General features: G+C 53.5%; 26 protein-coding genes and 1 riboswitch. Of the genes, 11 read left to right on the forward strand and 15 right to left on the reverse strand.

Going from position 1 to position 25,380, the window contains the following annotated elements; genetic code table 11:
- Positions 1-7 precede the first annotated feature (7 nt).
- A complete protein-coding gene (locus KTH_RS20165) occupies positions 8-1,684 on the reverse strand; it encodes a sensor histidine kinase (protein WP_497620712.1) in 1,677 nt (558 codons plus the stop codon).
- A 23-nt stretch (positions 1,685-1,707) separates the two neighbouring features.
- Positions 1,708-2,418 (reverse strand): response regulator transcription factor, encoded by a 711-nt coding sequence (locus KTH_RS20170; protein WP_497620714.1) that lies wholly within the window; start codon positions 2,416-2,418, stop codon positions 1,708-1,710.
- 528 nt (positions 2,419-2,946) lie between these two features.
- Between KTH_RS20170 and KTH_RS20175 the strand changes: the two genes are divergently transcribed.
- A complete protein-coding gene (locus tag KTH_RS20175) occupies positions 2,947-3,711 on the forward strand; it encodes a hypothetical protein (protein WP_111319436.1) in 765 nt (254 codons plus the stop codon).
- A 134-nt stretch (positions 3,712-3,845) separates the two neighbouring features.
- Here the strand turns inward: KTH_RS20175 and KTH_RS20180 are convergent, their stop codons facing one another.
- Together KTH_RS20180 and KTH_RS20185 are read right to left on the reverse strand one after the other, a co-directional pair.
- Positions 3,846-4,103: a hypothetical protein gene (locus KTH_RS20180; RefSeq protein ID WP_497620716.1), complete on the reverse strand. Its 258-nt coding sequence runs from the start codon at positions 4,101-4,103 to the stop codon at positions 3,846-3,848.
- A 136-nt stretch (positions 4,104-4,239) separates the two neighbouring features.
- Entirely contained in the window at positions 4,240-4,455 is a 216-nt protein-coding gene (locus tag KTH_RS20185; protein ID WP_497620718.1) for a hypothetical protein, read from the reverse strand.
- A 654-nt stretch (positions 4,456-5,109) separates the two neighbouring features.
- Between KTH_RS20185 and KTH_RS20190 the strand changes: the two genes are divergently transcribed.
- Both KTH_RS20190 and KTH_RS20195 read left to right on the forward strand, forming a co-directional pair.
- The gene (locus KTH_RS20190; RefSeq protein WP_497620720.1) at positions 5,110-5,865 is read left to right on the forward strand and encodes a 2-phosphosulfolactate phosphatase; all 756 of its coding nucleotides are present in this window, start codon (positions 5,110-5,112) and stop codon (positions 5,863-5,865) included.
- Positions 5,866-5,969: 104 nt separating this feature from the next.
- Complete coding sequence (locus KTH_RS20195; protein ID WP_497620722.1) at positions 5,970-6,476, forward strand: hypothetical protein; 507 nt, start codon at positions 5,970-5,972, stop codon at positions 6,474-6,476.
- 37 nt (positions 6,477-6,513) lie between these two features.
- On the opposite strand, the gene KTH_RS20200 is transcribed toward KTH_RS20195, so the two are convergent.
- The gene (locus KTH_RS20200) at positions 6,514-7,692 is read right to left on the reverse strand and encodes an RNA-guided endonuclease TnpB family protein (RefSeq protein ID WP_497620723.1); all 1,179 of its coding nucleotides are present in this window, start codon (positions 7,690-7,692) and stop codon (positions 6,514-6,516) included.
- 163 nt (positions 7,693-7,855) lie between these two features.
- Positions 7,856-8,833: an NAD(P)H-quinone oxidoreductase gene (locus KTH_RS20205; protein WP_497620725.1), complete on the reverse strand. Its 978-nt coding sequence runs from the start codon at positions 8,831-8,833 to the stop codon at positions 7,856-7,858.
- Between the two features lie 96 nt (positions 8,834-8,929).
- Between KTH_RS20205 and KTH_RS20210 the strand changes: the two genes are divergently transcribed.
- Positions 8,930-10,168, forward strand: a complete 1,239-nt coding sequence (locus tag KTH_RS20210; protein WP_497620727.1) for a metal-dependent hydrolase family protein — start codon at positions 8,930-8,932, stop codon at positions 10,166-10,168.
- A gap of 88 nt (positions 10,169-10,256) precedes the next feature.
- On the opposite strand, the gene KTH_RS20215 is transcribed toward KTH_RS20210, so the two are convergent.
- Complete coding sequence (locus tag KTH_RS20215; RefSeq protein ID WP_497620729.1) at positions 10,257-10,784, reverse strand: YceI family protein; 528 nt, start codon at positions 10,782-10,784, stop codon at positions 10,257-10,259.
- 280 nt (positions 10,785-11,064) lie between these two features.
- Between KTH_RS20215 and KTH_RS20220 the strand changes: the two genes are divergently transcribed.
- From KTH_RS20220 to KTH_RS20235, 4 genes are all read left to right on the forward strand, one after another.
- Positions 11,065-12,495 (forward strand): UDP-N-acetylmuramoyl-tripeptide--D-alanyl-D-alanine ligase, encoded by a 1,431-nt coding sequence (locus KTH_RS20220; RefSeq protein WP_497620731.1) that lies wholly within the window; start codon positions 11,065-11,067, stop codon positions 12,493-12,495.
- Positions 12,496-12,564: 69 nt separating this feature from the next.
- Entirely contained in the window at positions 12,565-13,683 is a 1,119-nt protein-coding gene (locus KTH_RS20225; RefSeq protein ID WP_497620733.1) for a D-alanine--D-alanine ligase, read from the forward strand.
- A gap of 70 nt (positions 13,684-13,753) precedes the next feature.
- Positions 13,754-14,830, forward strand: coding sequence for a dipeptide epimerase (locus tag KTH_RS20230; protein ID WP_497620735.1), 1,077 nt, complete (start codon positions 13,754-13,756; stop codon positions 14,828-14,830).
- A 211-nt stretch (positions 14,831-15,041) separates the two neighbouring features.
- Complete coding sequence (locus tag KTH_RS20235) at positions 15,042-15,884, forward strand: sulfurtransferase (RefSeq protein WP_111319458.1); 843 nt, start codon at positions 15,042-15,044, stop codon at positions 15,882-15,884.
- A gap of 40 nt (positions 15,885-15,924) precedes the next feature.
- On the opposite strand, the gene KTH_RS20240 is transcribed toward KTH_RS20235, so the two are convergent.
- The 6 genes from KTH_RS20240 to KTH_RS20265 all read right to left on the reverse strand — a co-directional run bounded on the left by KTH_RS20240 (position 15,925) and on the right by KTH_RS20265 (position 18,717).
- A complete protein-coding gene (locus KTH_RS20240; protein ID WP_497620737.1) occupies positions 15,925-16,260 on the reverse strand; it encodes an anti-sigma factor family protein in 336 nt (111 codons plus the stop codon).
- Entirely contained in the window at positions 16,250-16,891 is a 642-nt protein-coding gene (locus KTH_RS20245; RefSeq protein ID WP_497620739.1) for an RNA polymerase sigma factor, read from the reverse strand. The genes KTH_RS20240 and KTH_RS20245 overlap by 11 nt, the downstream gene beginning before the upstream one ends.
- A gap of 82 nt (positions 16,892-16,973) precedes the next feature.
- Entirely contained in the window at positions 16,974-17,168 is a 195-nt protein-coding gene (locus tag KTH_RS20250; RefSeq protein WP_211326021.1) for a hypothetical protein, read from the reverse strand.
- 15 nt (positions 17,169-17,183) lie between these two features.
- Complete coding sequence (gene amaP / locus KTH_RS20255; protein ID WP_497620741.1) at positions 17,184-17,762, reverse strand: alkaline shock response membrane anchor protein AmaP; 579 nt, start codon at positions 17,760-17,762, stop codon at positions 17,184-17,186.
- 15 nt (positions 17,763-17,777) lie between these two features.
- A complete protein-coding gene (locus KTH_RS20260) occupies positions 17,778-18,161 on the reverse strand; it encodes a hypothetical protein (RefSeq protein ID WP_497620743.1) in 384 nt (127 codons plus the stop codon).
- Positions 18,162-18,234: 73 nt separating this feature from the next.
- The gene (locus tag KTH_RS20265) at positions 18,235-18,717 is read right to left on the reverse strand and encodes an Asp23/Gls24 family envelope stress response protein (protein ID WP_497620745.1); all 483 of its coding nucleotides are present in this window, start codon (positions 18,715-18,717) and stop codon (positions 18,235-18,237) included.
- 297 nt (positions 18,718-19,014) lie between these two features.
- Positions 19,015-19,153, forward strand: a riboswitch (cobalamin riboswitch).
- A 159-nt stretch (positions 19,154-19,312) separates the two neighbouring features.
- Between KTH_RS20265 and metE the strand changes: the two genes are divergently transcribed.
- The gene (gene metE, locus KTH_RS20270) at positions 19,313-21,625 is read left to right on the forward strand and encodes a 5-methyltetrahydropteroyltriglutamate--homocysteine S-methyltransferase (protein ID WP_497620747.1); all 2,313 of its coding nucleotides are present in this window, start codon (positions 19,313-19,315) and stop codon (positions 21,623-21,625) included.
- Positions 21,622-22,620, forward strand: coding sequence for a uroporphyrinogen decarboxylase/cobalamine-independent methonine synthase family protein (locus tag KTH_RS20275; RefSeq protein WP_497620749.1), 999 nt, complete (start codon positions 21,622-21,624; stop codon positions 22,618-22,620). Before metE ends, KTH_RS20275 begins: the two co-directional genes overlap by 4 nt.
- Before the next feature lie 78 nt (positions 22,621-22,698).
- Here KTH_RS20275 and KTH_RS20280 read toward each other — a convergent pair whose 3' ends face one another.
- Positions 22,699-22,929: a hypothetical protein gene (locus KTH_RS20280; RefSeq protein WP_111319473.1), complete on the reverse strand. Its 231-nt coding sequence runs from the start codon at positions 22,927-22,929 to the stop codon at positions 22,699-22,701.
- A gap of 381 nt (positions 22,930-23,310) precedes the next feature.
- Between KTH_RS20280 and KTH_RS20285 the strand changes: the two genes are divergently transcribed.
- The gene (locus tag KTH_RS20285; RefSeq protein ID WP_111319475.1) at positions 23,311-24,894 is read left to right on the forward strand and encodes an acyl-CoA carboxylase subunit beta; all 1,584 of its coding nucleotides are present in this window, start codon (positions 23,311-23,313) and stop codon (positions 24,892-24,894) included.
- Between the two features lie 54 nt (positions 24,895-24,948).
- On the opposite strand, the gene mce is transcribed toward KTH_RS20285, so the two are convergent.
- The gene (mce, locus tag KTH_RS20290) at positions 24,949-25,362 is read right to left on the reverse strand and encodes a methylmalonyl-CoA epimerase (RefSeq protein WP_497620753.1); all 414 of its coding nucleotides are present in this window, start codon (positions 25,360-25,362) and stop codon (positions 24,949-24,951) included.
- Positions 25,363-25,380: the final 18 nt, after the last annotated feature.

The raw sequence follows: 25,380 nt of genomic DNA on the forward strand, positions 1-25,380 counted from the left end.
TCATATATTATATTTCCGCATGGCGCAAACGTTCTTCAGCTTTTTCCTGTTGTTTTCCCTTTGAATCACGGAGCGGCAACGTAAAGCTGATTCGTGCGCCACCCTGTGGTCTATTCTCGGCAGAGACACTCCCCCCATGCGCCTCAATAATGGCCTTCACAATTGCCAATCCCAGCCCACTTCCGGCCTTCTTGCCAGCCTGCGAGCTCCGTGCACTATCAGCACGATAAAAGCGCTCAAAGACCCTGGTCAACGCCTCCTCAGGAATTCCCTGCCCGGTATCGGTGACGCTGAGTCGCAGATAGTTGCCCTCGCGCTCCGCAGAAACGGTCACTGTGCCACCGGATGGCGTATGACTCAGCGCGTTCTCGCAAAGGTTGGAAAAGACACGAAAGAGCATATCACGATCGGCCTGAACGGGTGCCAGATGATACGGAACAGCGTTGATCGGCTCAAGGTTCGTCCGCTCGAATTCGGGTGTCAACACCGCGAACACCTCATCAACCAGCGCAGCCAATCGGACCGGGACATAGCGTGGATGCAGGGCTCCCTCTTCTACCTTTGCAATCATATGGATATCCTGTACCAGCCGCCTCAGGCGCAGCGTCTCGCGCACGATAATCTGGCCTGTCGCCTCATAATCCTCGCGGCTCTGATTCACACCATCAATCAGCGCCTCACCAAGTCCGGTAATAGCTGTTAAGGGAGTTGCCAGATCATGGGTGATATTCATAATCAGCTCACGCCGCAGCACCTCCTGTCGGCGTAGCTCTTCCACATCGCGCCGCAACTGCGCCGACATTTCGTTAAAGGCATGAGCCAGCTCACCCAATTCGCCCCCCGCCCGCGTCACCACCTGCGCGTGATATTCACCACCTGCCATTTGCCGGGCTGCCTTCGAGAGCTTCGCCAGCGGCCTGGTAATGGTCCGGGTAAAGAGGATCGCGATCACCGCCGCGATCACCGCGATAATCAGCGAGGCAGTCAAGACCACACTTCCCACATTGACAATCAACTGCGGCATGCTTTCATCTATCGCGAAGCGTGTGGTGACAAAGAGCACACCAAGCACTTCACTCGTTCCGTCAGATCGGGTCAGGCGGATAGGTTGCGCCATAAAAGGCTGAGGTAACCAGCTCGGCCCAAAAGTGCCCGCGACCTCCTCACCCATCTGTGCTTGCTGGATCGCACCGCGCAAGAGGGTGAAATCCATCTTCTCTTTTTCGCGCCCGGAGGCCGCAATCAGCTTATCTAAAAATTGCGCTACAGTCGGCGAGAATGGTGCTTTCCAGGATTTGCCTCCATGCTGTTCATCACATTCAAGGTCCGGGGTAGGATAGACCAGGGTGTTTGCAGGAGAAATAACAGCCATCACGTAGGATTGCTCGCCAAGCAGGCTCTTTCTGGAGACGTTCGTCAATACCTGCATTACGGCCCGGCAGAGCATCGCTTTGCGCCACTCAGTCTTTTTGTTTCCATTCATATGGCGATAGATCAGGCTGATCTCCTGTACCCTGCTCTCTGTCAGATCCTCCACTCGATGATTCTGTTCACTGACGTAAAAATGGGTCAGCGCTACCAGAGCCGAAACAGCCATTGCGCTCATCGCGAACAGTGAGACAAAGACAGTGACCAGAGCGAATCGCCAATGAAGGCGTTCCCACCAGCGCGGTTTCTTTTGCATAGCCCGCATCCTCTTCTCTGCATTCAGGAAGCATGAATATCAAACCGATAGCCAACACGCCAGACCGTCTTGATATAGCGCAGACCGGAACTCCCCTCAATCTTTTTACGCAGGGCGCTCATATGGACATCGATGATGTGCCCATCCCCAAAATAGTCATATCCCCAGATGCGGTTCATCAATACCTCACGAGTAAAGACACGGTCAGGCGTCTGAGCCAGCAATGACAACAGGTCAAACTCGGTTGGAGTCAGGGCAACCTCTTTGCTGTTCACCTCAACCCGCCGGGCTGCCAGATCGATCGTCAGGCCGGGGAAACAGAGCAAACGGCGCTCGGTCTCAGGTGGGGCCTCGCCCCCGCTCTCCTGACTCGCCGTTCTGCGCAAAATGGCACGCACCCGACTGACCAATTCACGCGGGCTGAACGGTTTCACAAGGTAGTCGTCCGCCCCCAGCTCTAACCCATTCACACGATCATCCTCCGACCCACGAGCCGTGAGCATGAGTATCGGCGTTTGAGCCCAGGCACGAATGCGCTTGCATACCTCAAAACCGTCAACAGCAGGAAGCATAATATCAAGAATGACAAGATCGGGTTTCTCTCGGGCATGCAGCGCCAGTCCATCAGCTCCATCTTTGGCCACCAGCGTGATAAAACCGGCATCTTTCAGATAGAGATTGAGCAGGTGTACAATGCCCTCTTCATCTTCAATTATCAATATTTTCTGTGTCATGCTTGTGTGCGGCTCCATCCCACATCCTGTTTATACCGTTGCATCTTTCCGTATCTTATCATAGCTCAGGGTGAATGGCATGGACCGTTTCTGGTTCCAACGCGAAATCTTGAGAGTTTTTTAAAAGTTACCATACAGTTTCTTCATGTTTTCCCGGTACACTACAGGACAAGACAGAAGTATCTCCCATATCATTTACTCCTGTTCTATGCATTGCATTGCGCCCGAGAGAGTCCGGAGTCCCTTCCGGGCTCTCCTGCCCTCTTGGATGCGATGGAAGCGACGTCCTTTCCGAGAAAGAGACAAGCAACACTCGATACAAAAATGACCCTCCACGGTAGCCAGCTTCCCGTTCAGGCTCGAACGGGAAGCTTTTTTGCGGCATAACACCGCTCGTATCAGTACCAGAAAGATCTTTTCTACTGCAGCCATAGTGTATAATGATGATAAGTGATGTATACTGCACTTCTCTGCTGCAACCGGATTTGTACTTTCGCATGTACGGCACGTCTCCCGAGGAGGTCTGTTGTGGCTCACGTTCTCCAGATAGGCCCGGCTATTAAGCAATACGGGCGTTTCCATCTGCATACCGGCACCTTTTATAAGGGCGACATCGTCGAGAAAACCAACCAGTATCATGTGCTTTTCACCGACGATATCACCCACTGTACGGCTAATCTCGGCACCATTGATATTGATAAAAGCAACCTGGCCGGCCTGATCCAGCATCTGCATGACTGGCTCAAGGAGCAACGCTACCGCTTTGCCAGTATTCAGCATATGCAACAACAAACGCCTGATCCTACCGCCAGAGCTGGATTGCAGAGTTTCCTTGAGCGACAGAAACAACTCTATCACCATGTAGAACAGGCGCTACAGGAGATCGAACCGGACTATCATTCAAATCTGCCGAGTATCGATCTTCCCCCCGTCACGCGCCACATCAGCCCAACGGTCGCTCTCCGTTATGGGAACTTCTGTTTACGCGCCATTCATGACTATGCCAATGGGCAACACCTTCCCGTCACCACCTATGAACTCTCCCTCTACACCCCTACAACAAAAACCTTTCTCCGCATCGGCGAAATGCCCACCAGTACAAGCGAGCGCGAGCATGTCATTCAGTTTGTGCACGCCTGGCTCGCACACCAGCAGTCCTTTATGAACATTATCCAGAAACGGCTACATGAATCACAAAGTCCTGAATGGTTGCAGCAACGAAAGGCGATGTTTGCCACAATGGAACAACAGGTAGAGGCTGTCAGGGCAGAGCTTGAGAAGCTCGAACGATAGAACCTCGCTCCCTCTCATCGCGAGAATCAGCAAGAACATCAGGAGCGGCGCTTCGGTGCAAAGTGCCGTTCTTTTCTCTCCATTGCTGTGTGACCAGAGGGGGGAGTTTGCACCCCATATCAAAAGGGTGAGACTTAACGAGAAATACCACATCGCCCATGCAGAAAGTCATCGAATCCCGTTGCTGCTGATTGAACAAAGGGGAGAGCTTCCATTACCGGGAAGAAACGCAGCGTCTCCTCTCCATTGATAGAGAGCATTCCCCCACGTATCAAGCACACAAAGACGAATGCGATCGGCTGTGCTTGACCTCCATTGGGATAGTCATCCTTGTAGCGCGTGTAGACTTTCCTGGAAATACGCCACTGTGATATGCGCTCCTGTCTCTGCATAGACCTCTCGGATGACTGCTTCTTCTGCGGATTCTCCCCGCTCAAGCATCTGCCATGCTTATAGCATCTCATTTGCAACAGGATCCCATTTCTCATTAATGCACTATGTTCCATCCCCCCTGCACCAGAATCTCCCTCATTGGAACCGGTCCTGCGCTTCTTCGAGCAGCGGGATCGCCGCTGGTTGCGTCGGGCCAATGGTTTCCGCTTCCCTGACAAGTGCTTCGGCATGGTCGGCACCGACCCAGATGAGCGCCTGGTCCGCACCCGTGAAGCGCTCGCCAGTTGTCAGCAGGCTTTGCTTGTCCGGTGTTGAGAGAAGAGCACGAAGCCTCGATGTCGCACGGTACAAAGGGGTTTCGGAAGCCATATGAGACCAAAGCCGCTGCAACAGCGTTGCTCAGGTTGTTGTTCGTTTATGATACGTGAGCAAGAATCTCCAGAGACTTTTGGTGTAATCTGCGGCGGCCTGGATACTGCCCCATTCTTTCTCGTCGACAGGTTCCCAGGCATCAGTAGAGAGATGCCTTTCAACATGAAACGGTCCCAGGATCCAGATCCGGAACAAGGCGGAGTCGTGATCTTTCAAGTCTCTCGTCTCTTCACCCTGCATCTGCTGCACTGCAACACCTTATACTATAGAGGAGACGTGATCCTTTGCTCTCTGAAAAACATGTGGTAGTTGACATATCGAGAAATATACATAGTATTTATGCTTCCTGGATTACCCATGTTACTTGTGAAGAACTCATCCTGATGGTATCACAAGCGAATGATGCTTCTTTTCAGGTCGCACCCGTCTTCATTCTTTACAGGTTTTCGGGAAGCGCCCGAAAGTCCTGGTACTGATGTCCCGGGCAGGCCAGCGAGAGAAATGGCAGTTCTCAGGCGCATGATCCTGCGTGTATGAGCGTGTATCATAGCACTCCGCCCTGTGCCCGTGCTTGCTAGCGACACTTTTCCCGCGATACAATGCCCAAAAAAGAGGTGAAGAAGTTCTTTTCTCATGCAATTAACCATCTACTTTACACCAGCAGAAGTAGCCACAGTCAGGGCAAGCGCCCTTGATGTCTATATTGTGATCGATCTGATTCGTGCCACAACCAGCATGACTACCATCCTTGACCGCGGAGCCAGCCGCATTTATGCCGCGCAGACCATCGAACAGGCTCAGGAGGCGTCACGCTACCTCCCCGGTGCCCTGCTCTGTGGAGAACGCAACGCCTTGCAGCTCCCCGGCTTTGATTTCGGAAACTCGCCGGTCCAGTTCTTACAGGCCGAGCTAATTGGCAAAGAGCTGGTTCTGACCACCACGAACGGAACACGCGCCTTCTTTGCCTGTCCACCCGAGAGCGTACGTCTGGCGGGCTGTTTCTACAATGCCCAGGCTGTGACCAGCTATGCCCTCTCCCAGGCGACCAATCTGGGAAGTAATATCGCCATCGTGTGTGCCGGTGAGTATGGCTATTTCCCGCTGGATGACGCCGTCTGCGCGGGCTATCTGGCACAGATGCTCATCGAACAGACGCCTACACTGGAACTACATGAAAGCGTCCATGCGGCGCTCGCACTCTATCAGACCTACGCGCCTCCAAAATTGCTGGAATACTGTCGCTCGGCACGCTCGGTCATCAATGCAGGTCTTCGAGCCGATCTAGATATATGCGTGACGTACAATGCCAGTTCGAGCATTGCCCGGGTCACGGGAAAGCATCCCCACACTGAACTGCTGATTCTGGAACGGGTCCCCATCGCACTCTAAACGAAGCCTGTTTCCCAGAACACTTGCCTTTTAACCTTTCTCACGCTCCGACGTATACCAATTATATACAGTATTAATAATGGTCACAGAGAAGAAGGTACAACATGGATTACCTGTATCCCTTTATTGGCCAGGAGCTTGAAATTCGCTCGGCTGGCATGTTCAAGAGGGAAAGCCAGCTCTGGGCTGATCAGAACACGCTCATCGCTACATTGCGCTGGAAATCCAGCATCAGTTCACAGACGACGATCCAGATAGGAGAACATACCTGGACCTTCTCTCGTAAGGGCTTTTTCAAGCCAGAGATCCAGATTGAAGGCGCGAATGTGCTTACGCTCCAGCGGCATAGCTCGACGCGCTATACGCTCATTTTGCCAGATGGACAGTATGCCTGGACGAAAGATGGAGTGCTCAAGGGCTCCTTTAGCTGGCACGATCAAAGCGGTGCGCCGCTTGTGCAGGTGAGCGGGAAGAAGATTCGCCTGGAGCCAGCAGCCGCGTCCTGCCCATCTCTGAGCTTTCTTACAGCATTCGGCTGGTTCCTGCATCGCCTGTATCAGGAAGAAATGATGAATAGTGCTGCCCTCGGGAGCGCTGCATTCAGCTATTGACCTTCTCCCCCGGCTCAAGCACGGGGGATTCCCACCCTCACGAGCGGGCTTTCCTGCTTCGACGAGGCGTGCCCGCTTTGGTTTTCACCGCACCGGGTCTTACCGCCTCTCCACAGGCTGACACCGCCAGCCCGGCGGCCACCATGTTCTTTGCTGCGTTGATATCACGGTCATGATGGACCCCACATGCAGGGCACGTCCATTCACGCACATCAAGCGCTAAGGCGTCGAGAAGATGCCCACAAGCGCAACAGCGCTTCCTGGATGGGTACCACCGATCCATCTTGACCAGGGTTCGACCATACCAGTTCGCTTTGTATTCCAATTGGGACACCAGCTCCGACCATCCAACATCGCTGATCGCTTTGGCGAGTTTCTCGTTCTTGACCATGTTTTTGACTGCCAGCGTCTCGACGCAGATCGTTTGGTTTTCACGGATCAATCTTGTCGAGAGTTTCTGCAGGAAATCACGGCGTCGATCAGCGATCCGGGCATAAATACGAGCCACTTTCTTGCGAGCCTTGTCTCGGTTCTTCGATCCCTTTTTCTTTTTCGCGTGTCGTCTCTGCGCTTTTGCCAGCTTCTTTTCGTCTTTGGCAAAGCATTTGGGATTGCCGACCTTTTCACCCGTAGACAAGACCACCAGGGACTTCAAGCCAAGATCAGCACCGACAGACTGGACAGAGGGAGGCAGGTGTTCACTGTCTTCTTCTACCAGGATGGAGATAAAAGAGCGCTCAGCACCATCTTTGGAGACGGTGACACTGGAAGGCTTACTGCCATCAGGCAAGGGACGCGACCATCGAATGTCAAGCGGCTCGTTCATCCTGGCAAGAGTGATCATCCCATTGCGCCAGACAAAGGCATTGCTGGTATAGGTTGCGGATTGCTGATGGCGCTTCTTTTTGAACGTGGGATACTGAGCACGTCCCTCAAAGAAGTTGATGAACGCCTTCTCCAGATGACGCAAACTTTGTTGCAGGGGAACAGAAGAGACGTCGTTCAGCCAGGCATACTCGTCTTGCTTCTTCAAAGCCGTCAGCATCTCGCTCAGATCTTTGTAGTAGATCCGCTTCTGCTCGTTGTAGTAGGCATCGGTCTTTTGACGCAACGCCCAATTGAAGACAAAACGGACACAGCCGAAGGTGCGAGCAAGACGATGCTTTTGCTCATCGGTTGGATAGATGCGGTACTTGTATGCTCTCTTCTGTTTCATGCGTTACATGATATCCCATATGGTGTAAAACGTCAACAGTATCTCCCCACCCCATCCGCCAAACAAGGAAGGGCGCTTTCATCCCCCGGAGAAATCCAGGGGGTTTTCCCGCGCCCGTTCTATAAAGAAACAGGGCTGCCCGGGAAATCCCGGGAACAGCCCGCTAATCTAGCGTGAGGACAATCTTACCAAAGTTCCGGTTCTCCTCCATTGCCCGATGCGCCTCAGCGATCTTATGAAGGGGGAATGTCGTCTCAACCACCGGTTGAATACGGCTCTTCTCAAAGAGAGGCATCACCTGCGTTGTGAAGAGACGAGTGACAGCAAGCTTCTCTTCCAGCGTTCGCGAGCGCAAAGTACAGCCGCGAATACTGATACGCTTTCCCATCACCTTCGCCAGATTAACCGATGCCTTCGCTCCTCCCATCGTTGCCAGATAGACCAGACGCCCCCACGGACCAAGCGCATCAAGGTTCTGCTCCATATAGGCAGCCCCAATGAAATCGAGCACCAGATGGACCCCTTCACCCTTTGTCATCTGCTGCACCTCTTCGGCGAAATGGTCCGCACCCAGCCCCACATCTAGCCCGAGCGGCTTGGCTTTTTCCAGCTTTGCAGGTGTCCGAGATGTTCCATACACCGTCGCTCCAACAGCGCGCGCAAGCTGAATAGCCGCCGTACCGACACCGCTTCCCGCCGCATGCACAAGCAGACGCTCACCCATTTTCAGGCCCCCCTGAGTAAAGAGCGCGTCATGAGCCGTCATAAAGACTTCGGGAATCGCCGCCGCCTGCACATAATCAAGGTTCTCCGGGATCTCCACAAGCAGTCCCTCATGGGCAAGCAGAAACTCGGCCTGAGCACCACCGCCCGCGATACCCATTACGCGCTGACCGGGCTTCCAGCGCCGTACCTGAGGCCCGATCTCAGCCACCTCACCAGCAAATTCAAGTCCGGGAATGTTCGCCGGAGCTCCTGGCGGTGCGGGATAATTCCCCATGCGTTGCCCGATATCCGCCCGGTTTAACCCGGCAGCCCGCACGCGCACAAGGACATACTCCCCATAAGGTTGGGGCGGCTCAACATTCTGAATGCTGAGCACTTCGGGCCCGCCTGCCCCGGTAATTAGAACTGCTTTCATCAGATAAGCCCCCTTTCTCAACCGATATATTCTTCTTCTTATTGTACAATGAAGAAAGCAATGCACGTTTCATAGCCCCGGAAAGGAGTTTCATCTATGATCGCCCTTACCAACGCCACCATCATCGATGGTACCGGGCGCGATCCCATTTCAGACATCAGCATTCTGATCGAAGAGAATCGTATTCGAGCTATCGGCAAAACCATCAAGATTCCCGCGGGCACCCGGACAATTGACCTTCAAGGGGCAACGCTGCTCCCTGGGTTGATTGACACACACGTTCATTTCCTGATGGAATATCCAAATATGGCGCAATACCTGATTACACCGTCCTCCTTGCGCCTGTTTCAGGCCATTCCCCGAATGCGAGCAACCCTTGACGCGGGTGTGACTACCGTTCGTGATGCGGGCGGCACTCCAGCAGGTGTGAAGATGGCCGTCCAGCAGGGAATCATTGAAGGACCTCGCATGCTGATCTCTGTCTCTATTATTTCGCAAACAGGTGGACATGGAGACGGCTACTATCCCTGTGGCTGCGATCTTGGCCTGTTTGGTCTTCAGCTTACCGATGTTCCACGCGCAGTTGCGGATGGAGAGGACGAGGTGCGCAAGGTGACACGTGAGCTTCTACGCGCCGGAGCCGACTGGATCAAGCTTGCAACGACCGGCGGCGTTCTTTCAACAGCCGATGCTCCCACCTCGGCCCAGCTTACTATTGATGAGATCAAAACAGCGGTCTATGAGGCAGCGGCGCAAGGCAAGCGTTGCATGGCCCACGCACAGGGTGCAGAAGGTATAATTAATGCCATAAAAGCAGGAGTCGCTTCCATCGAACATGGCATTTATTTAACGGATGAAGCGATCGAGCTGATGCTGAAAAAAAGTGTGTATCTGGTGCCGACACTTGTTGCTCCACTCGATGTCATCGATTTTTCACATGAGCATCCCGAAATCGTTCCCCCGATGATCGCCGCCAAAGCGCTACAGGTCGTGGAAGCGCATCAGGCAAGTTATCGACGCGCCGTCGAAGCCGGAGTAAAAATCGCGATGGGAACCGACTCGGGTGTTGGACGGCATGGAGGCAATGGGCGCGAGCTCTCACTGATGGTCAAACATGGTATGACACCAATGCAATCTATTCAGGCCTCGACGCTTCATGCGGCGCGGCTGCTCCATCTGGATGACCAGCTCGGCACACTGGAAGAAGGCAAACTTGCGGATATGATCGTGCTCTCGGGCAATCCGCTTGATGATATCGACCTTTTTGGTAATCCTGATAACGTGCGTCTCGTCATTAAAGATGGCCGCATTTGTAAGAATCTGCTTGAAGCATAGACGCAAAAAAAGAGCGTTCACCCACTGTCGGTATCGGGTGAATGCTCTTTTCCACTGAGGAGACAACTGGTATTATCTGCTGATATATCTATTCGGCGGATTTCACAGCCTCTAGCTCAAGCTCAAGTTTAACCTCATCGCCAACCAGCAGACCACCGCTTTCTAGAACGACATGATAGTTGACGCCAAAGTCTTTACGATTGATCTTTGTGCGGGCATAGATACCGGCTTTGACGTTTCCGAAGGGATCTTTCCCCTGACCGCCATACTCAACATCAAACACGACAGGTTTGGTCACGCCACGCAAAGTCAGATCACCGGTCACCTTGTACTCGCCCTCGCCTGCGGGCTCCACTTTGGTACTCTTAAAGGTGATGGTTGGGTACTCCTCGGCCAGGAAGAACTCACCAGACTTCAAATGGGCATCACGATTGCTATCCCCGGTGTCGATGCTCGCAACATCTACTTCAGCTTCAACCCAGGAAGCAGCAGGGTTCTGCTCATCGATATTCAACGTACCACGGAATGAGTTAAACTGGCCACGCACAGTGCTGATCATCATGTGTTTGACAGAAAAGCCAACGCGGGAGTGAGATGGATCAATCTGCCAGGTCATAAGAATACAACTCCTCTCTCCAACAAAAAGGTAGGCGAGCCATCCGCAAAGGACGTCCCTACTTATTAATAGTTAGCTGCTAAATAATATCTTACTACTGAGTTGACATTAGTATAACACGAGGTCCTCATCATCGTCAAGTACCTAACATTTTATTAGTCAGGATTGAAAAGGGATAGGAGAGAAGATACAGGACGAAGGGAAGAGGGGAAGGAGAGAATAGGTCATCCATGATATAATTGCACCAAAATAGTATCAGAATGTAGAGGAAGCTGACACTATGTTTACCCTCAACGACATCCTGCAAGGAAACAAAGGCAAGCTAGAAATGGTCTGCGCTCAACAGCCAGACCCAGACCTGACGTTCCATGCAGCACATCACGACAGCCGTCAGATCGGCCCCGGAGATCTCTTTCTTGCGATCAAAGGAGCAAAGGTCGATGGCCATACTTTTATCACAAAAGCCGCTCAAGCGGGCGCAAAGGCGGCGCTCTGCGAACATCCCGTACCAGCCTCCGACGTTCCTGCTGATTTCATTCAGTTTGTCGTTCCCAATGTCGTTGAGGCTCTCCACAACACTGCGCGGATGCGCACCCGCCGGCAGCCCGAGACCACTTATATAGGAATTACCGGCAGCAACGGCAAGACAAGCACCAAAGAAGCCATCGCAACGATCCTGAGCAAGGTAGCGCCAACCCTCAAGACGGCAGCCTCCTATAACACTGAGATTGGCTTCCCGATTACACTGCTCAATCTGGAATCACATCATCGGTACGCTGTGCTTGAAATGGGGGCGCAGTGGGTTGGTGAGCTCGCAATGTTGAGCACCATCACGCGCCCTGATTGGTCGGTTATTACCAATGTGGGAGCCTCTCATCTCGGCTATTTTGGATCACAGGAACAGGTCACCATCGCAAAGAGTGAGCTGGTTCAGGTGCTTGAGCCAGATGGTATCGCAATCCTGAACTATGATGACTTGCGCGTTCGTGGCATGCAGGAAAAAACCCGTGCCCGCGTGCTCTTCTATGGCACCGACGAAGCGGCAGACGTACGCGCCACCGATATCGGTGGAGATGCGCTCTTCGGGCTGCACTTCACCTTGCACTATCGGGGCGAACAGGTTCCTGTTCAGCTTCGTCTGCCCGGCGAACATGGCGTCACCATCGCGCTGGCTGCCGCCGCGGTCGGTTGTGCCGCTCAGATTCCCTTGTCAACGATAGCCGAGGCGCTTGAAGAACTGACAGCCTTCAAGCGAAGAGGCGAGCTCAAGCCTGGTCCCAACGGCAGCACCATTGTCGATGACTCCTACAACGCGAACCGCCAGTCGATCATTGCCATTGCCCGCGCCATGAAAGAGGCCAAACAGGTCAGCGGAAAGCGCTGGGCCGTTCTGGGAGACATTCTTGAACTCGGAGAATACTCACGAGACGAGCACTATCAAACCGGCGAGGCGCTTGCTGGCCTGGTAGATTATATCGTTGCGATTGGCGATCACGCCCGGTATTTTATTGAAGGGGCCAATGCAGCCGGTTTGCCCGCAGAACAGACCTGGTACTATAGCGCCAACCTTGAGAATACCCCCGAACTGGAAGCGGCCAAACGTGCCACAGCCGATCTGCTGAAATCGCAGGTGCAGGCGAGTGATCTGGTGCTCCTCAAGGGCTCACTCGGTGTTGGTCTGGATAGCCTGTTGCGAATGCTTTCTGAATAACGTCCCGAGCTGATTCCTTGAGCGGAATCAGCTCGGTATTTCCACCTGTAAGGGAAAGGAACACAATTAATGGGACAGAAAAAAAAGATCCGTGTTGGCGTGGTCTTCGGAGGGCGCTCCGGTGAGCATGAGGTTTCGCTTGCTTCTGCTCAGTCGGTGATGCGTCAGATCAACCCGGAAAAGTATGATATTGTGCCAATTGGCATCACAAAAGAAGGGGCCTGGGTTCGGGGTGCCGATCCTACCAAATTACTGGAAGCGGGAACGCCGGTCGCACTCCCCGAGAGCTCCGCAGAAGGCACCACCCACGCCGTCGCGCTTTCCGGTGATCCCACGCTCCAGAGCCTGATAGCGACCGAGGAGGAAGATCAGAGCGCGATTGATGTTATCTTCCCCGTCACACACGGCACCTTCGGCGAGGATGGAGCACTCCAGGGACTCCTTGAGATGGCGAATGTTGCCTATGTGGGCTGCGGCGTCCTGGGTTCTGCCCTGGGCATGGATAAGGAAAAGATGAAGCTGATCTTCCAACAGGTCGGGCTTCCCGTCGGGCCCTTCACAGTCTTCCGTCGCAATGAATGGGAGCGTGCCCCTGAAACCATTCTGGACAAAATCGAGCAGGAACTTGGCTATCCCACCTTTGTCAAGCCGGCAAACCTGGGATCCAGCGTCGGCATCAACAAGGCCCATAATCGTGAGGAGCTGATCCACGCGATCAAGGTCGCCGCTGAATATGACCGCAAGATTGTTGTTGAGAAGGGCATTAACTGCCGCGAATTTGAGTGCGCCGTTCTGGGCAACGACGAGCCGATTGTCTCGGTGGTAGGTGAGGTGATCCCGAGCAACGAGTTCTATGACTATCGCGCTAAATACATCGACAACAAATCACAGATTGTCATCCCGGCTGATATCCCACAGGAGACCGCCGAGCAGATCCGCAAAATGGCGATTCAGGCGTTTATCGCGCTGGACCTCAGCGGCCTCTCACGCATTGATTTCTTCCTGAATAAGGATACAGGTGAGGTTCTGATTAACGAGGTCAATACGCTGCCCGGCTTTACGCAGGTCAGTATGTATGCCATGCTCTGGGAAGCAAGCGGTATTCCCTATCCGGAGCTGATCGATCGGCTGATTGAGCTTGCCCTTGAGCGCCATGAGGATCGCCAGCGCAATCGCACCAGCCTGTAAAAGCATCCCCCACAGTACGAACACGTATCCATAGTTTTCTTTCAGCGCCGAAAGAGAAAAGGTGAAACAGATGACGTCGCGCACTCTCATTACATCGGTAGCGGTCGAACCATTAAATATCCCGCTGCTGGAGCCGTTTATCATTGCGACTGGAAGCGTCAACGCCGCCCGAAACGTTCTGATTACGGTCACGCTGGCAGATGGCAGTGTAGGTTATGGCGAAAGTTCTCCCTTTCCGCCAAGCACAGGAGAATCACAGGAGACGGCGCTTGCTACAGCCCGGGCTTGCGCCGAATTGATTCAGGGCGAAGACGCCGCAAACTGGCGTCCCCTGGCCAAACGAGTGCGCAGCCTGTTCTATGCGCAGGCAAGTGTGTGTGCCGCAATCGAGATGGCTGTGCTTGATGCCCTGACACGCTCGCATCAGATCCCGCTCTATACCTTCTTCGGGGGGGCATCTTCTTCCATCGAAACGGATATGAGCATTCCCATCGTTACACCCGAGCATGCATATGATCTGGCTCAAGATGCTGTTTCTCGGGGTATGCGCGTTATCAAAATCAAGATAGGCGGAGATCTACGCGAAGATGTGGACCGCGTGGAATCGGTTCGTGCGGCAGCACCCAACGCAGCTATTATCCTTGACGCCAATCAGGGCTATACCCCCAATGAAGCGCTGCTCTGTCTGGAAGCGCTGGACGAACGCGACATCCGCCCTATTCTGCTGGAACAACCGGTACACAAGGAAGATTTTGAGGGCCTGCGGTTTGTCACCCAACATACTACGGTGCCGGTTGCGGCTGATGAGAGTGCGTATAGCGCGGCGGCAGTTGCCCGCCTGATTAGCATGGGCGCAGTCAATGTGATCAATATCAAGCTGATGAAAACCGGGCTCATTGAATCGCTCGATATCGTGGCTCTTTGCCGGGCAACCAACACCGCCTTGATGGTCGGTGCAATGATCGATTCTCGACTTGCGATCAGCGCGGCGGCGCATCTGGTAGCCGGAGTCGGAGGCTTCCGCTATATCGATCTGGATACTCCAATGTTGATGGCAGAAGATCCCTTTATTGGTGGCTATGAGCAATCTGGAGCCCGCTATGACCTCAGTACCATCACAAGCGGTCTTGGCATAGAACGCCGTTAGCCCGAGTTTCTCCTATCCACTCTGGAAGAGAGTTTGCTTTCTTCCAGAGTTTTTTTTGCGCCTTCCATCCATCCATATGGAATTTTCCATACTCTCTAAAATTCATCCCTGTAAAAGGTTGACATTCGCCCCATTCTCTGACTATACTTAGCTAGAAGGTTATTTAGTTGATCTACTTAGTCAACAATAGGCTAAAGGAGAAGATACAGAGATGGCAGAGTATGCTCATCCAGAAGTTCTGGTCAATGTCCAGTGGGTTGCTGATAATCTACAGAACCCGAAGGTCCGTCTGATTGAGGCCGACGAAGACGTCTTGCTCTACGATATCGGGCACATTCCCGGCGCAGTCAAGCTTGACTGGAATGTCGACGTACAGAATCCGTTAAGCCGCGACTTCATTGACAAAGAAGGCTTCGAGAAGCTGCTGAGCAAGTGGGGCATCACGAACGACACCACAATCGTTCTCTATGGCGATAAGAATAACTGGTATGCCACCTATGCCTTCTGGCTCTTTAAGCTCTATGGGCATAAGGATCTCCGCATTCTGAACGGCGGACGCGCGGCCTGGGAAGCGGCTGGACAGCCCTACACCAAAGATGTGCCAACCTATCAGGAGACAAACTATCAGGCACAGCCCGCGAACGAGGGTATTCGTGCGTTCCGCGACCAGATTTTTGAGCGTCTGGGAGATCCCGGTCTCGCGCTTGTTGACGTCCGCTCTCCACAGGAATACAGTGGCGAACTTCTCCATATGGTGAACTATCCTCAAGAGGGAGCACAGCGTGCAGGTCATATCCCGGGTGCGAAGAATATTCCCTGGGCAACTGGCGCACGCGAGGACGGAACCTTCAAATCAGCAGACGAACTTCGGAAGCTCTATGAGGAAAAAGGGATCACGCCTGACAAAGATGTCATCACGTATTGCCGCATAGGTGAACGCGCTGCATACTCCTGGTTCATCTTGACACAGCTCCTCGGCTACCAGAACGTCCGTAACTACGACGGCTCCTGGACCGAGTGGGGTAGCCTTGTACGCTCACCCATCGAGCGTTAATCCTTTGGCATTGGGGGTAGGAGCAACCGGGGAAGTGCTCCTACCTTTTTTTCTGTACAGCGCTCCTCTCCTCTGATGACACCTGCTCTTTACCTGCCAGAGGTACCAGTTCCTCAAACCCCTCTTGCACCAACCTGTCACTCCTTCGCTGCTTTAAGAGCTCCATCAGGCGGCTCTCAAAATCGGGAAGGGGCACGGCCTCTCCCGGCTTCGACCGAAAGAGGAGCAGCAATGAGCGGGCTTGCCTCGCTGCCAGATACTCCTGTTGATACTCGGAGCAATGGACAAGCACCGCTTCCACAGCCTCACGCTGCTCTACTGGTAGATCATCCTCAATGAGTGCGAGCAGCTGCATCCGTACCTCTTTACAGTTCATAGCTATTCCTTTTTTCTTGCTCTTGCTCAACGTACAGTTCAAAGTAGATCCGCCCACAGGGCTGTTGCATGAACAGGCGTTGAAATGCCAGCCGGGCGCGGTGAACTCGCATCTTTGCGGCGCTCAGACTGGTTCCCAGTAAGCGAGCAACTTCTTTATACTCCAGCCCCTCAACATCACGCAGAATGAGCGCCCGTGCCTGCTCTCGCTTCAACTGACTCAAGACATGTTGAATGCAGCTTCGCAACTCAGCACTTATCACCTGCTCATCTGGTTCTGGTATACTGGCCGCCTGTTGATCAAGCGCATTGACGCTCTCCCCTTCCGTCTCGGGGTGGGGATGTCGCTTACACCGTTCCAGAGCGTCAAGCGCTGCATTCATCGCCACTCGATACATCCATCCGGTAAACGCGCCCTGCTGATCAAGCGAGTGAAGATGATAATATAATTTAATGAATACCTCCTGTGTGACATCTTCTGCCTCCTCCACATTGCGGACAAGCCGATAAACCAGCAGATAGATTCTCGGCTTATACCGCTGGACCAGCACTTCAAAGCTCTGCGTTGAATCGGGCAATTCACGTTGACAACGGCTCACAAGTTCTTCATCGGAGAGGTTATTTTTGCTCACAGACTTCTTCCTGCTTCTCCCTGAACCACAGTGCACTCTACTTTCAGCTTAGCGACCCTCTCCAAGAATCCTTAACCTGTGGTCACACCTCACGCCGTCGTCCCTGTAAATCGCTCCAGACATCGGCCAGATTCACCTTGCCTTCCGCGACACCCCCAATCAACCAGCCGATCACACCAAGAATCAACGTTAACACCGCGGGCCAGAAGCCAAGCCACATCCAGACAACCCCCAGGCCAAAACCGAACAGAAGTCCTGCTGTTCTTCCTGACATCATTTCCTCCTTTCCAGATTACCGTACTCGTTTTCGCTGGGTATGTTCCAATGAAGCAAGCTGTGTCGAGACACGCACCTCAGAGACAGGGAGCCCGAGATTATTCTGTAAGGCGGTGTGTACCTGTTCCTGCAAGGTACGGGCTACATCTGGCGCTACCACATCGGGAGCAACCGCCGCCCGCACCCACACGCGCAACCCTTTATCTCCCTTCTCCACGTCCTCACGAACCTCACGCACTCCCGGCACACTCCCAGCCACTCGCCCGACCAGCTCATCAATACTGTTCCGTGCGACCGAGACCGTACCCAGGCCATCACGTCGAATGACAAACTCACCCGCTCTGCGTCCCGGTAACAACTCAATCCCCAGAAACACCAATCCTAAACCAAGCGCTACAATACTGCTGATAAGTGCTGTCGTGCGCCCGGGCCCGCTGCTCATGCCTATCGAGCTCCATAAGCCATGTAAGAAACCACCAGGGCTGAGCTGTGCAGGTGAAACCAGCCCGCCCAGGATCAGCAGTGCCAGGATACCAAACACGATAGCCAGAATGCTTAAAATGAGTAGCACTATCCGGTTAAATACATTTCTCATAGCTCTCCTCCATGCTCAGGCAACATCATCAAAGGCCACATCTATTTGAGCGAGGGTAGCGGTACCTGCTACCCGACTCGCAGCCTGATGCGCTACCTTCCTAACAGCGTCAGCCAGTTGTAGCAGATATGCGCTCCCGATTGGCTGCTGTATGAACGCTTGCTGTAGTGCGGCTTCTGTCAGCACCACATGGATCTCTGCTGTAAAAACCTCGGGAGCGCTCTGCTGTACCACAACCCCGGTGATACGTTCACCAGGGCCATAGGTTGCCGCCTGCACAAAGCGCCCTGGCCCCAGAGATGCGAACTCGGGCATCTGTACAACCGCCCGGGCAATCTCCCGAGCAAAGCGAACCTCAGCAGACGGTGCCCCGATCTCGCTAGAATGAAGCTGTGTCATCCCCCCTCCTTCCACAGAAAGTGAGACAACAGGAGGAGCATTCTTCTATAAGAGATGTCCCCCTGTTGCCATACTATTGGACACGAGGTTCTGGTTGCTCTTTCTGCTTACGCTCATCTTCAGGGAAGTAGAGATCAGCCACCGAGATATTCACCTCTTTGACGGTGAGTCCGGTCATGGAGCCGACACGGTTGATAATGTTCTGCCGCACAGCATCGGCTACCTGCCGAATGCTCACACCATACTCAACAATCATATTCACATCAACCGCCGCCTCTTGCTGTCCCACTTCCACACTGACACCCTGAGAGCGCGTATCGCCACCAGTCATGCGCGTTGCCAGTTGACCGATTGCGGCCCCTGTTCCACCCGGAACCAGTGCATGAACGCCCTGTACCTCACGTGCGGCAATACCCGCGATCTTCGCAACCACACCATCAGCAATTGAGGTCTTTCCCTGTTGTGAATACGTTTCGGTCGCACGGGGAATCGTTGCCACACCCGTACGCGCTGCTTCTTGCTGATTCTGGACGTTTTTTCCACCCTGAGTTGTCATACGTTTCCCTTTCCTTGTTGCACTCAAGCTTGAATTTTCACCCATTCTCCGCGTAGCAACACAGCCATTTCCTCGGAAAAGAAGAGTTGAGCTGTTCTTGCCACTATGCTATTAAAGAGACGACAAAGAAAGCAAAAAGTCACACAGAAAAAGCACAGCCAACAGCACTCTACAGAGAATCGCTCAGACAAAATTTCCATTGTTTCGGGAATCATGACTCATTTTTCAGTGGAAAAATATGCGCCACTTGACGGCCAGAATCTGAATATGGTAGCATACATTTATAGCGCAGAAAACGAATATAGCGCATCTACGGGGCTATGCTGTCGTGGCATAGCTGAAATATGGGGAAAATCCGGTGCAAATCCGGTGCTGTCGCGCAACGGTAAGGGAACCACTCCCGAGCCCGAATGCCCACCCGTACGAACCGTCGAGCAACCCTTCGCGTCAAAGGGGAAGACATCAGGAGCACATCACGCTCTGCAAGTTCTTTGATCTTGCGCCTGTTCCCCCGCCGGATCAGGCTTTTTTCTTGCTCTCTGTCTTCACGCTGGAAGGGATTGTTATTCTTCAGGACAAGAGAGGACACAATCCAATGGTACTCGCAACAAACCTCGGTTACCCTCGCATCGGGGCCCAACGCCAGTTAAAAAAGGCGCTGGAAGCCTTCTGGTCCGGGAAAATCACTGCGACAGAGCTACAATCCAGAGCGACCGAACTACGCAAACAGCACTGGCAGCTTCAGCATACACTCGGTCTGAATCATGTTCCCGCAAATGATTTCTCCCTCTACGATCATATCCTTGATACAATCGCGCTGGTCGGGGCTATTCCCGAACGCTATGCCTGGTCCGGCACGATGGTTGACCTCTCCACCTATTTTATGATGGCACGCGGCACAAAAGCCGTAACAGCCGGGGACACAGCGCTTCCAGCAATGGAGATGACCAAGTGGTTTGATACCAATTATCACTACATCGTGCCCGAATTAACCCCGGATCAGCGCTTCTCACTCTCCTCAACCAAGCCGCTTGATGAGTTTCTGGAAGCGAAGGCCCTCGGCATTTACGCCCGCCCGGTATTACCCGGCCCGCTTACCTTTTTGCTCCTGAGCAAATCACATACAGGAACACTTCATCTCCCCTCATTGCTGGAACGGCTACTACCGGTCTATGAAGAGCTACTTCAGCAGTTAGCCGCAGCAGGTGTAGAGTGGGTTCAGCTTGATGAGCCATGTCTTGTCCTTCGCCTTGATGATGAGATAAGAAAGCTGTACCATGCTATCTATACCCGTTTGAGCAAAGCCAGCCCGCGCATCCTTCTGGCCACCTACTTTGGTCCCCTGCACGAGAATCTTCAAACCGCGCTTAACCTCCCGGTAGCTGCGCTGCATCTTGATCTGGTCCGCGCCCCTGAGCAATTGCAGCAGGCCCTCACAGATATTCCCTCAACACTCTCGCTCTCACTCGGGCTGGTCGATGGACGCAATATCTGGCGCACCGACCTTGATCGCGCTCTGCAATACGCCGAGCGGGCTGTACAGGCGCTTGGATCAGATAGGGTCATGCTTGCTCCCTCCTGTTCGCTGCTGCATGTGCCGATGGATCTGGAACAGGAGCCCGATATAGATGCAGAGATTCGCCCCTGGTTGGCCTTCGCCCGGCAAAAGGTGGAAGAGCTGGTTGTGCTTACCCGAGCCCTGAACGAGGGACGCCCCGCCGTTGAAACAGAGCTCGCAACCAGTCGAGAAGCCATCCAACAGCGTCGCGCGTCTTCTCGTGTCTCCAATCCAGCCGTTGCCCGCAGGGTTGCCACCGCACTGCAACAATCGGCCCAGCGCACATCTCCATTCGCGGTGCGCAAAGCCAAACAGCAGGAACGGCTCCAGCTTCCTCTGTTGCCAACAACTACTATCGGCTCTTTTCCACAGACCAGCGAAGTACGCGCGGCACGGCAGGCGCATAAAAAGGGCAAGCTCAACACACAGGATTATGAGACATTCCTGCGCCATCAGATCGAGGAAACGATCCGGTTTCAGGAGGATATCGGGATAGATGTCCTGGTTCATGGCGAGTTTGAGCGCACCGATATGGTCGAGTATTTTGGAGAACACCTGCAAGGGATCCTGATTACCGCCAACGCCTGGGTACAGAGCTACGGTTCACGGTGTGTCCGTCCCCCGATCATTTATGGCGATGTGGTACATACCAGCCCCATTACTGTTCGCTGGATCACTTATGCTCAGGCGCTGACGGAGAAACCACTGAAAGCCATTCTGACCGGCCCGGTCACTATGCTACAGTGGTCGTTTGTGCGCGACGATCAGCCTCGCGCTGAAACCTGCTATCAGCTTGCCCTCGCGATTCGAGACGAGGTACAGGCGCTTGAGGAGGCGGGTATTCAAATCATTCAAATCGATGAGCCAGCGCTACGCGAGGGAACGCCACTACGGGTAGAGGAACGCGAGCGCTACTTTGAATGGGCAATTCATAGCTTCCGGCTGGCCTCGACCGGCGTCAAAGACGAGACGCAGATTCATAGCCACATGTGCTATTCCGAGTTCAATGATATTCTGGATGCCATTGCCAGCATGGATGTTGATGTTCTCTCCATTGAAGCCTCACGCTCTCAGCTTGAGTTACTCAACGCATTTGCTACCTGTCGCTACCTGAATGACATTGGACCCGGCATCTATGACATTCACTCACCTCGTGTGCCAGAGCAAAAAGAGCTTGACGAAACACTTCAAGCAATCTTACAGGTCTTACCTGCCCACCAGCTCTGGGTGAATCCAGACTGCGGCCTCAAAACGCGCCGCTGGGAAGAGGTGCGCCCATCCCTGACCCGAATGGTAGAGGCAGCCCGGCGCTTCCGGCACACCTCACAGCAGAAAGAGAAACAGGGGTGAACCAACAACCGTTCTTCCCGAATGGCGCGGTTACGGGAGTCGGGAGCCTGCCCCTTACCGACTCCCGGGCGGCAGTTCAGTTCGTGGCCGAATACAGTCCGGAGCTTCCTTTCTGGCCGCAATTGCCGCAACGCTCATCTCAGGAGATGCAGCTTGAACAGGCAGTAGGAGAGGCGCTTTCTCTGATCGAGCCGCGCGACGGAACGTACGGCTATCGTATCAAAGCAGGGAAGCGAACTGCCTTGCTGCGCTTTCTGGCAGGTGGTCCAGCAACCCTCACAGAACAAAATGCCAGCGGCTTCTTTGCATTTGAGACGGGATGGTTTGCCGGGCTCTTTCCCCGGGCCAAAGCGGTAAAAGGACAGATGGTCGGCCCCCTCACGCTCGCCAGTTGCCTTTTCGACGGTGAAACACCGCTCATTGCCGACCCGGAGGCTGCCGGATTGCTTACACGCTACCTGGCGCGGCTGGCTCTCTGGCAGATTCGTCGTCTGCAACGGTATCAGCGTCCAACGCTCCTGGTTGTAGACGAACCGTGTCTGGCCCTGGGCGCATCCCATCTGCCTCTGCTTCAGTGGCTTCTTGAGCGTATACATGCAACCGGAGCGCTGGCGGGAGTCCATTGCTGTGCTCAGCTTGTTGATTATGCCCTGCTGACACGGCTTCACGCTGATCTGATCTCGTTTGACGCCTATCGCGATCTGGAAACCTTTGCAGCCGATCTTAGCACACAGGAGTTTATACGAGGCGGGGGAATCGTAGCCTATGGGCTGCTTCCAACAGTCACGACACCGCACAAGCTGGATATCTCGACACTTTTTATGCGCTGGCTCCTGACCCAACAACCAGGTCAGCATATCATCCCGAGCCTCAGACACACCATATTTACCGCGACCTGTGGCCTGGGTCTCCTACCGCTTGAAGCTGTACAAGAACATTTTGCACAGGCACAACAGCTCTCACAGCTTGCCCATGAAGCCTGTTCCGGAGAGTAGTCCTGCCGGAGAGCAGAAAAAAGAGCGGGAACCTTCACTCTTCCCGCTCTACATAATGGGATCTATCAGAAGGGTCTCTTATTGCTTCTCCTTTTTGAGCTTACGCACTGCTTCACGCATTTCTTCTTTTGCCTGCTCAGGAGAAATCTTCTCAACATCAGCAAGCTCATCCTCTTCACCCTGAGAGGATTTTGCTCCCTGCCCTTCTTTTCGGACGCGCTCAGCAGCTTGTTTCATTTCTTTTCTGGCCTGCTCAGGGGATATGGACTCTACCCCTTCCAGCTCATCATGTTCTTTCTCTTTCCCCATAAAAAGTCTCCTTCTCTGATAGCAAGAAACAGGTTCTTTTTCAGCGGCCTCCGGGGCTACTCCAACACTCATTCTCAAACGAGAAGAAGGTTTCCCATTCTGTATGGCTCTCAGCCCCGGGACCACGCGCCACATAAACGCAAATGAGTCACCGCTAAAACTGCCTGTTCCATCCTCAAAACAGGTTCTTGATTCTACTCTCAAACACGTTCCTTTCAGGAGAAGGGTAACAGGAGAGCGCTTCCGCTCAGGCGCTTTTATCACCAGAAACTGAACTGTTCAGGGTAGCGAGCGTGAAAGAACGCGATGTGGTATAGTGGGTGCGTAGCCTATTTCTACAAAAGAACTCAGAGTACAAGCAATCAATGGAGATTCCTCACAATGACCACAAGTGAACGTAGTGCCCAGGATACAACCCATATTAAGAGCACCGCTGAGAAGCTGTCAGAGCTGCAAGAGCTCAAAGCACAGTCAAAACTCGGTGGTGGTCAGAAACGCATTGATGCACAGCATAAGAAAGGCAAGCTAACAGCCCGCGAACGCATTGATCTGCTCCTGGACCCTGGTACATTCAATGAACTTGATATGTTTGTCACCAACCGTACCAGCTTTGATGGTCAGACCATCTATGGCGATGGCGTTGTAACGGGCTATGGTCAAGTTGATGGACGCCTTGTCTACGTCTTCTCGCAGGACTTCACCGTCTACGGCGGCTCCCTCGCAGAGGCACATGCAGAGAAGATCTGTAAGGTGCTGGATCTGGCAATGAAGAACGGGGCTCCAGTCATCGGTTTGAATGACTCAGGTGGCGCTCGAATTCAGGAAGGTGTGGTCAGCCTCGGCGGCTACGCTGATATCTTTCTGCGCAATACGCTGGCATCCGGTGTTATTCCCCAGATTTCGGCGATCATGGGACCCTGTGCCGGAGGAGCCGTCTACTCACCTGCCATCACAGACTTTATCTTTATGGTCGAAAACACCAGCTATATGTTTGTGACCGGGCCAAATGTTGTCAAAACCGTGACGCATGAGGATGTTACCTTTGAGCAACTGGGTGGAGCGCGCGTCCATAGCTCGACCAGTGGTGTTTCACACTTCGCCTGCCCGAGTGAGCCCGAATGTATTCGGATGATTCGGCAATTACTCAGCTATCTTCCACTGAACAACATGGAAGATCCGCCACGAATCACGCCGAACGACTCTCCGACTCGCGTGGAAGAGGCGCTTGATTCGATCATTCCCGACAATCCCAACAAGCCCTATGATATGAAAACGATCATTCGACATATTGTTGATGACGGCGAGTTCTTCGAGGTCCAGGAACATTTCGCTCAGAATATCCTCATCGGCTTTGCCCGCCTGAATGGACGCTCCGTCGGTATCGTGGCGCAACAGCCACGCTCTCTCGCTGGTGTCCTGGATATCAATGCATCCGATAAGGCGGCACGCTTTGTCCGCTTCTGTGACTGCTTTAATATCCCGATTGTGACCTTTGTCGATGTCCCGGGATTCCTGCCTGGGATCGCTCAGGAGCATGGCGGCATTATCCGGCATGGGGCAAAGCTGTTGTATGCCTACTGTGAGGCAACCGTTCCCAAAATCACCGTGATTACGCGCAAAGCCTATGGCGGCGCGTATGACGTGATGAGCAGTAAGCATGTACGTGGAGATATCAATTACGCCTGGCCGACCGCCGAAATCGCCGTGATGGGGGCTGAACCTGCGGTCAATGTTCTCTTCAAGGATGAAATCGAAAAGGCAGCCGATCCAGATCAGCGCCGCAAAGAGCTGGTTGAAGAATACATGGCAAAGTATTCAAACCCATATATAGCAGCCGCCCGGGGCTACGTAGATGAGGTTATTGAGCCACACAACACCCGTATTAAGCTCATCAATGCGCTGGAAATGCTCAAGAATAAACGGGATACCAACCCGCCAAAGAAACACGGTAATATTCCGCTCTAGTCCAAACTCAAAGCGCAAAGAACAGAGGAAAGGGGAGTAATACTCCCCTTTTCGTTACGCTTTTTCCAGTAATTCCAGCAAGACGCCGTTCGCGCCCTTTGGATGAATAAAGATAGCCCGCCCCTCGGCCGCGATACGGGGCTGTTCATCCAGGACTGGCACGCCTTGATCCTTCATTTCGGTAAGGGCTGCCTCGATATTCTCAACTTCCAGACAGATATGATGCAGTCCTTCGCCTCTCTTCTCAAGGAACCTGTTCAGGCTGGCATTCTCGGCAGTCGGCTCTATCAGCTCAATTTCGCTGCCAGCAGGTCCCCCTAGAGGCAGAAAAGCGATCCGAACCTGCTCACTCGGTACTTCTTTGACCTCGCTCGGTTCGATGCCCAGTGTATCACGATAAAAGCATAGCGCCTGCTCAATGTCCCGCACAATAATCGCAACATGATCGATCCGCTTTGGCTTTGCCATGTACGGCACCTACCTATC

Source organism: Thermosporothrix sp. COM3, assembly GCF_059696735.1.